Below are 7,344 nucleotides of genomic sequence, written 5' to 3'. Positions count from 1 at the left end.
GCCAAAAACAATCCCAATTTTTTTGAATCCCCATAGAAAGCAGACGTGGCATAGCGAAAGCTACTGTCAACACGGGCTTAAACCGCAACTTCGCTATCGCTTCGCAGCGTTTAAGCCTTACTTGTTAGCGGAAGTACTTATTTTCTTACATTCTCATTCAGAGTTTGTACTAATTTATATACTGTTGTTACTGGATTTTGTTGATGATATACCAAATGTTTTTGACTATCATATAACTCATTAGCATTTTTGATTGCTCTTTCTTGAGATGCTTGTTCATCATTTAATAGAATAGAGTAAACTTTTTGACAAAATGCATATTTTTTTCCTTCTCTTTCGTAATTAATACCAAATTTTTGGCTCAATTGCTCATAATAAAATGTTCTTAATTGTTGAGCTTCGATTTTATTATAATGTAAATAAAACCATAATTCAAAAGAATCATTTGAATATGCAACTTCGTAACCTAGTGTATTTGCTTTTTCAATTGCATTGTCAAAATCAGCATATTCATCGGCACCATCTTTAAAATCCATATCAAATACACACCATACTTCATCATATTCATATTCTGAACTTTCTATTATTTTTTGTGTGCTATCAACTAGCTTAGTTTTTGATTGCCCTCCCAAATCTACAGCTTCTACCTTCAAACCTAGAACTGGAAATGATTCAAAATATAGTTTTTCAGTTTGGCCTTCACAAACTATTAAAATAGATTTTCTTATCGGTATAGTTTCTATTTTATAATTACTTGGTTTAGCTTTTCTATTCCAAGCTTTGTTCTTATCTGTCTTTTTTACAGCTCTAGTTGGTTTCGGCATAATCAAAATTTAATAGAGATGAAAAATTACCTAAGAATGGAATCGCTCCATATTTACCTTGAATATAATCCTTTTCAAAAGATGCATTGTTTCTAACACCTTTAATTTCAACTAAAGTATATAAATGACTTGCACCATATTTGTCTTTTTCTACAAAGTCAATTTGGTCTCTTCGTAAAATTTCTGAACTTAAGAGATTTGTATCGTGAGTTGTAAAAATTAATTGTGAATTTTTATTTGATTCAGAATTGAAAAGCTCAACAATTTTTTTAGTTAAAAGTGGATGAAATCTTGAATCAAATTCATCAATAATTAAAGTACGACCTTCATTTAATGCATTAAAGATGAATGGACTTAATTCAAACATTTTGATAGTTCCTTCTGATTCTTGTCCACTTAATACAAAAGGAACGTTGCCAACTTTTTTATTTCCTTCATATTGACTTCGACTAGAAACGATGATATTTCCCTTTTTAAATTCTTTTTTAAAATCATCATCTGCATCTTCCGGTAAATTATCTTTTGTTATTTCAATACTTTCAATATCATTAATCCCTGTATCAGCGTTTTTTAAAAAGTCTAAAATAAATTTCTTTTTATTTAAATCATCCAATGCATCACCAGCAGCTGAGTACATACCACTATGCCCTAATCCATTGATTACAATAATTGAAGAAATTGCTTTAATTACTGATTTGGACATTTTACCAAAGCCAAATGAAGCTAATGATGTTAAGAACAGAGAATTAGTTCTAAAAATAGTATTTTCATCGTCGTCAAGTAACGAAATGAATTTACTGCCTTCTTCAAAATGCTTATCATTGACTTCTAGAATTTCTTGTTCTTCTCTAATAAACAAAGTTTGTTCTCGTTTATTAGGAGTATAGAATAACCATTCACTTTTAATGCAATTTTCATCTGCCTCGAATCCATATCTGTATTTTGTATTTTTAATTCTAAATACCAATTGGAAAAAAGTTGGCTCTTTTAATTTATCTACTGATAATTTAAAAGGCTCAATAATATTTAAAATTTTATCGTCTTTTACAGATGATGTTACAATACGAATAAAAGTAACTAATGCTTTAATAATATTACTTTTACCACTAGCATTTGCACCATAAATTGCTTTTGATTTAATTAATGACATTTTATCATCAATTTCAATTACATTACGCTTATCAATTGACGGATGAAATGATTTAATTTTTGCAGCAGTCATATTTAAGGTTTGTTCATCCTTAAATGACCAAAAGTTTCCGAAATTAAATTCTTCAATCATCTTTCCTTATTTTAAAATTTGTATTTTTTTTACAAATATAAGAATAAGCTTTGAGATATATGCTATATTTTTTTGTTAAATAATTTGGAGATTAATACTTAAAGTATTTCCGCTAACGGTTTGGCTATGCTTAGAGCGGGATTAAAAAGTACTTTACTGTCAGCCTGCCGATATGTTTGTTAATATTCATTTACTTTCAATTTAGCACCCAAACCCGCATTAGGTATAGCTTTTGTTAGGCACAGACTTTTTTACCAAACTGACCTTATTTTTATGTTATTCAATTTGTTTAGCAATTCTTTCGCTTCGCTACTCTCTGTGTTTTTTTCCAAATATTGCTCAACTTTCTCAATCATTATTTCTTTCAGTCGAGAATACTTGGCATAAGCCAATTCTTCTTCTATTTCGTCACTTGATTCAAAAAGAGTAAATGTTGATGTATCTAACTCTTTCATCCAATCATTAAATGCTTTTTTGTCTTTTTTCATTAATTCAAAAAAAGCATCTGTAGATTTAATCATTTGCATTGAAAGTTTATGTCCTATTTCGACACCCTGAGCTCCGTCTCTGTTATTGTATGAACTAATTAACTCAGGCAGTTCATGAGCACTTTTTCTTGCTTCAAGACTGTCAAGTATTTGAGGTCCGATTTCTATTACCCATTTGTGAGTTTTCTCATCAACATCTTGTCCATGCGCGGCTTTGTTAAGAATTGGCAAAATATCCAAAATTGCAGATGACTCTTGATTACTCAAAATACCGTGTTCAGATAGCTGTCGGGTTATTTGGTTTATACCATGCCTATCAACAACTTTGAAATTCTGTTCAGCCAAATCTTTCAGTCTTGATTCTATTTCCATCCTAAGACCCGATAAAGCGAGATTTGAATCTATGTCAACAACATTGAGAAATGAATATTTTGAATGGTCTTGATGCTTTTTTGAAGCAGGTCCTTTCTTTATCAATCCTGATTCTTCCAATTTCTTAGTTGCTTTCTCCAAATCATGGAATTCAACTTTTAGTCCGCCTGGTAGTTCAAATGATTTAAAAACAGGTGCTAACCATGGAATTATGACGATAATAATTAGAAGAACAGTTATTCCATCAATTTTAATGCCAGGCCAAATCATATGTCCAACAATGAATAAAATACCAATTGCTGAAATTGAAAATTGTATGATTCGTTTTTCTGTCATTTTCTTAGTTTGTGCCTAACGTTCCGCGCATCTGGCGAAGTGGCGGGAAGACAAAACCAAAAGGTTCAGCCAAAACCACTCGGAGCCGATGTGTTTCACAAAAGCTAACTTAATCAAAATAAGCGAATGGGAACACATTCGGCGGAATAAAAAGCACAAAAGTTGAAGTTTGCACTTAACCCGCCATTTTGCCAATGCGATGTTATCACTCGTCTTTTTATATATTCTGATTTTTGTTTTTATTAATATTATTAAGATGCGATATAAATATTGCTATGATTATTGCACTTGGAATAGTAATCCAACCATACATAATTAAACTAAAAAAAGTTCCTATAAAGGGGGCAAATAATATATCTTCAAAACTACTTGGTTCATTTATTAGATCATAACTATTAATAAATGGTATCCAATAAATAATGTTAGATAATATTAACATTAAAAGAAAACTAATAGGATGTGAGATAATTCCAATTAAAAAACCAGTAAAAATAATTTTTGATTGTTTAGGTTCATTTTTTAATATTAAAATTTGTTTATCGACTACATATTTCCATAATATAATAGATGTTATATAAAAAGCTATAGGTAAAACTATTATAAATAAATGATATGATTTATTCATTTTGTTAATTATATCCACGCCAATTAATAATCCAACGATTGAATATAATATTGCAAATATTATAGAATTTTTTAGACGCATTTTTATTAAAAGATGAGTGATAACGTTTTGGCGCTTGGCGCAGTGGCGGATTTCGGAGCACAAAACTGTCAATACACCACAAAAGTTGATGCGAGGTAGAATGTTCAATTAACCACGTCACCCGCCATTGAGCCAAACGCTTGTTATAGCCAGTTTTTCTATTCCTGTTTATATATAATTTCAAAGTCGTCACCAAGTATGTTTGATATTTCTTTATGCAATTCTCTTGTCTGTGAGTGGAAATTGTCCCATTGTGATTTGTCCCACATTGAATCTCCTGATGGGTCTTCCCAATTTAGGCTTTCACTATACAATTTGTCCAATGCCAATACTTTTTGTTTTGTTGAGTGTGGTAATTTAATTCTTGCTTCCTGACTAACTTTTCCATTTAGGTCGTAAATTTCTGCGTCCAAAGTGCCTACGTCATATTTTTTATATGCAGCTTTATTGTCACACCACAGACAACCACCACAACCATAGTCGAAAAAGAAGCGAAGTCTATATGTTGGATTTTTTCCATTACTCATAGATAGTCGCTCCTTTAAAAATGTCTGTAAATGTTGACCAGTCTGGTCGGTCAGCATTTATATTTTGCTTTGTGTTGTCGTAATAACCTTGTATGTCTTCTGTGTATGCTCTTAACGCTTCCAAAAAGTCTGGTAAAGTTTTGTTTTCCCAACTTTCGGGATCGTCCAAAAAGTCCTTGCGTAATAAGTCAAGAAACTTAATGAAAGTTTGTCTGTCCGTTACTTTAAAGTCGTTAAGTTTGTCGTTCATAAAATTGGCTATAACGTTTTCGGGCTTTGCGTTCGGGCGGGTTTCGAAGCACAAAACTGTCAACCTGCACTACACTTGATACGAAGCACAAAGGTCCAAGTTTGCACGTCACCCCGCCTGACGCAAAACCCGTGTTATGTGGCGTTTTTCTTGTCATTCGTCAGGTGTCTCGCTCAATAGTTTATCGGTTTCTTCAATTTTCTTCTTTGTCCGTTCAATTTTTCTTTTAAGCAAATATGGCGAACCAATAATTGTAAACAAGCTGAATAAGGATAGAGGAATTGTCAAAAGCAAAGACAATTTAACCCAATTGTGTTTCCAAAAAATTACATATAATATTACTGAAATAGTTGTCCTAATTGCCCATAAGACTAATTTCTTTTTTCTGTATGCAGGGTCTAAAATTGTGCTTGTTGTCGCTTGGTCAAGTTCTCTCTTAAAACTTTCACTTAGTGTTTCGTTGTTTTCCATTTATGTCAATTAATTGGTTGCCAAATTTCTGTCCCTGGTTTCTTACCTGTAATCATCTCTAATAATGAGAATAAATAATCGTTTTGGTTTTCTCCGCTTTCGTCAGCCATTTTTTTGAAAGCCATAGTTGAAACTGGAAATAATGAAGTTAAATCAATTTTCCATTCTCCTTCTTCTTTGTAAAAGTGAAAATAGAATGGAGCTTTTTGTCCGTTTGCTAAAAACTGTCCTTTTGCAAATTCACTTTCAATAATAACTTCTCCAATAGAGTTATTTGCAACACTATTTTTACCAACCATCCCACTTTTAATTGCATAAACCAAAAGTGATTTTCCGTCAAAACTCAAAATGTCATTTTTACTTGTTCTGTGTCTAATTGAAAACACCATTAGCTTGTCTAAAATTGATAATGTCTCAACTTTTGCAGAGTCAGCGGTCTTAACAAGTTCGAGAATATCGCTATAATATTTAATAGTCCTGCTGTCAACATACTTAACAGCTTCTTCTCCTTTGTCATTAAGGATTGCAGATTTGTAGTTGTCAAACGATTTTTTTACAAGTTTCTCTTCGCTTTTCTGTCCATAAGTTAGTTGTCCTGTGAGTAGTAGGAACAAAACTCCTAAAATTTTGATTTTTGTTATCATTGTTGTCTGTCTTTATAATGCCACATAACGGTCAAGTATAAGCGTAGTGCGGGATTAGAAGCACTTCACTTTCGGTTTAAGCTTATGTTTATTAATATTCAATTCATTTAAATTTAGCACTTTCACCCGCATTACGTTTATACAATGTTGGCGGTAGTTTTTTTATTCAATTCTACTTAATAACTCCTTTAATTTTGCTTCAACTCCAAGATTGTCGAAAAGTTTTTCGGTCAATATTAAAGACTTCTTGAAAGCTGTTTTAATATCTGTCGGGTCTAATCTTGATGTTGTCTGCTGAAATAATGAATACCACTCTGGGGCTATGTCTTTCTCTAAACTTTTTGTAGGACTTTCCCAATGTTTAGTTTGAGATGTCTCAATTCTGATTAGCCAAAGTAAGTATTTTTGAGTGTTTGATAAACTTTGGTAAGCGTGAGCAAATTCCTGTCGTTTAATTAAGTTGCTTGTTGTCAGTAAAACATTCAACAATGATTGACTTAACCACAAGGTGTTTTCACTTGTTGTTCGGTCAGGTATTTTAGTTTTGATTTCTTTGAGAGTGTTAGTCAATAAGTCTTCTTTATCTACTAAAATCATTTTGTCAAAGTCGCTAAACTCTACCAAACCGTCCCACGATTTGATAACTTCCATTTGGTCGTTTGTCAAAAAATGAAATTCCCCCCTTATCATATTTTCAAAAATAGCAACTTCACTTCCATACTCGTTGGTAAAATATAATGCCAAAGGATGAATTTGTCTTACCCAATTTTCAGCCGAAAAATTTTCTTTGTCCTTTAAGAAGATATAGAACTCAATATCTGAATATTTATCTCCTTCATTTTTGGTAAATGACCCGTACATAAATACGGCAGAAATATTTTTATCATTTTGAGCTATTGATTTTGTTTTGTCAATCATTTGTAACTGTATCATTTTCTAATTTTTTAATATTTATACTTACCCTTTCTACTTTGCATTGTAAAGGGTATTTCAATTCTTATTCTACCTTACAGTTACTTATATCTTCATTTTCTTGATTGTTTTTCGTTGTTAACCGTTTCTTCAAATTACCGCCAACATCTGGCTATACGCCATTTGGCGTATATATCCACTATATCTCATTTCGCTAATCCTTTCATTATCAATAATAAACCCGTTTTCAAACACTTGTTATACAATTCTCCCTTCCTTCCATTCCCTCCATTCCACTTCCTCTTTATTATTTCCTTCAAACTTATCAAATATATTTTAATTTCCAAGTATTAGTTTCATTTAATTGGGTTGTTAAATACTGTCTTTGTCGTAATATTTCTTCTTTAGCCAAAATGAAACTCGAACCAAAAAGATTAGAACAGGAACTTCAACTAATGGTCCCACAACTCCTGCGAAAGCTTGTCCAGAATTTAATCCGAAAACTGCTATAGCAACTGCAATGGCCAACTCA

The 7,344-nt window shown here is 31.8% G+C and carries 9 protein-coding genes and 1 pseudogene; all 10 read right to left on the bottom strand.

Translation table 11 applies throughout. The features are described 5' to 3' along the window. Positions 1–137 precede the first annotated feature (137 nt). On the bottom strand, positions 138–824 hold the full coding sequence (locus VNJ50_RS04280; protein ID WP_325579382.1) for an RloB family protein: 687 nt from the start codon (positions 822–824) through the stop codon (positions 138–140). Then, complete coding sequence (locus VNJ50_RS04275) at positions 808–2,106, bottom strand: ATP-binding protein (RefSeq protein WP_325579380.1); 1,299 nt, start codon at positions 2,104–2,106, stop codon at positions 808–810. The genes VNJ50_RS04280 and VNJ50_RS04275 overlap by 17 nt, the downstream gene beginning before the upstream one ends. A 251-nt stretch (positions 2,107–2,357) precedes the next feature. Then, positions 2,358–3,302 (bottom strand): hypothetical protein, encoded by a 945-nt coding sequence (locus VNJ50_RS04270; RefSeq protein WP_325579378.1) that lies wholly within the window; start codon positions 3,300–3,302, stop codon positions 2,358–2,360. A gap of 217 nt (positions 3,303–3,519) precedes the next feature. Continuing rightward, the gene (locus VNJ50_RS04265; protein ID WP_325579376.1) at positions 3,520–4,008 is read right to left on the bottom strand and encodes a hypothetical protein; all 489 of its coding nucleotides are present in this window, start codon (positions 4,006–4,008) and stop codon (positions 3,520–3,522) included. Between the two features lie 158 nt (positions 4,009–4,166). Beyond that, positions 4,167–4,535 (bottom strand): hypothetical protein, encoded by a 369-nt coding sequence (locus VNJ50_RS04260; RefSeq protein ID WP_325579374.1) that lies wholly within the window; start codon positions 4,533–4,535, stop codon positions 4,167–4,169. Further along, the gene (locus VNJ50_RS04255; RefSeq protein WP_325579373.1) at positions 4,528–4,785 is read right to left on the bottom strand and encodes a DUF7660 family protein; all 258 of its coding nucleotides are present in this window, start codon (positions 4,783–4,785) and stop codon (positions 4,528–4,530) included. Before VNJ50_RS04255 ends, VNJ50_RS04260 begins: the two co-directional genes overlap by 8 nt. A 153-nt stretch (positions 4,786–4,938) precedes the next feature. Next, the gene (locus tag VNJ50_RS04250) at positions 4,939–5,256 is read right to left on the bottom strand and encodes a hypothetical protein (protein ID WP_325579372.1); all 318 of its coding nucleotides are present in this window, start codon (positions 5,254–5,256) and stop codon (positions 4,939–4,941) included. A 5-nt stretch (positions 5,257–5,261) separates the two neighbouring features. Continuing rightward, positions 5,262–5,900 carry a hypothetical protein gene (locus tag VNJ50_RS04245; protein WP_325579370.1) on the bottom strand — a complete coding sequence of 213 codons (639 nt, stop codon included), beginning with the start codon at positions 5,898–5,900 and terminating at the stop codon, positions 5,262–5,264. A gap of 162 nt (positions 5,901–6,062) precedes the next feature. After that, positions 6,063–6,833, bottom strand: a complete 771-nt coding sequence (gene lnu(I), locus VNJ50_RS04240) for a lincosamide nucleotidyltransferase Lnu(I) (protein WP_182628747.1) — start codon at positions 6,831–6,833, stop codon at positions 6,063–6,065. A gap of 351 nt (positions 6,834–7,184) precedes the next feature. Beyond that, positions 7,185–7,344 (bottom strand): annotated as a pseudogene (locus VNJ50_RS04235) (arsenical-resistance protein); the annotation flags it as partial.

Source organism: Gelidibacter sp. (assembly GCF_035577925.1).
Taxonomy (GTDB): Bacteria; Bacteroidota; Bacteroidia; order Flavobacteriales; family Flavobacteriaceae; genus Gelidibacter.
This window is presented reverse-complemented; position numbering and strand designations above follow the sequence as displayed.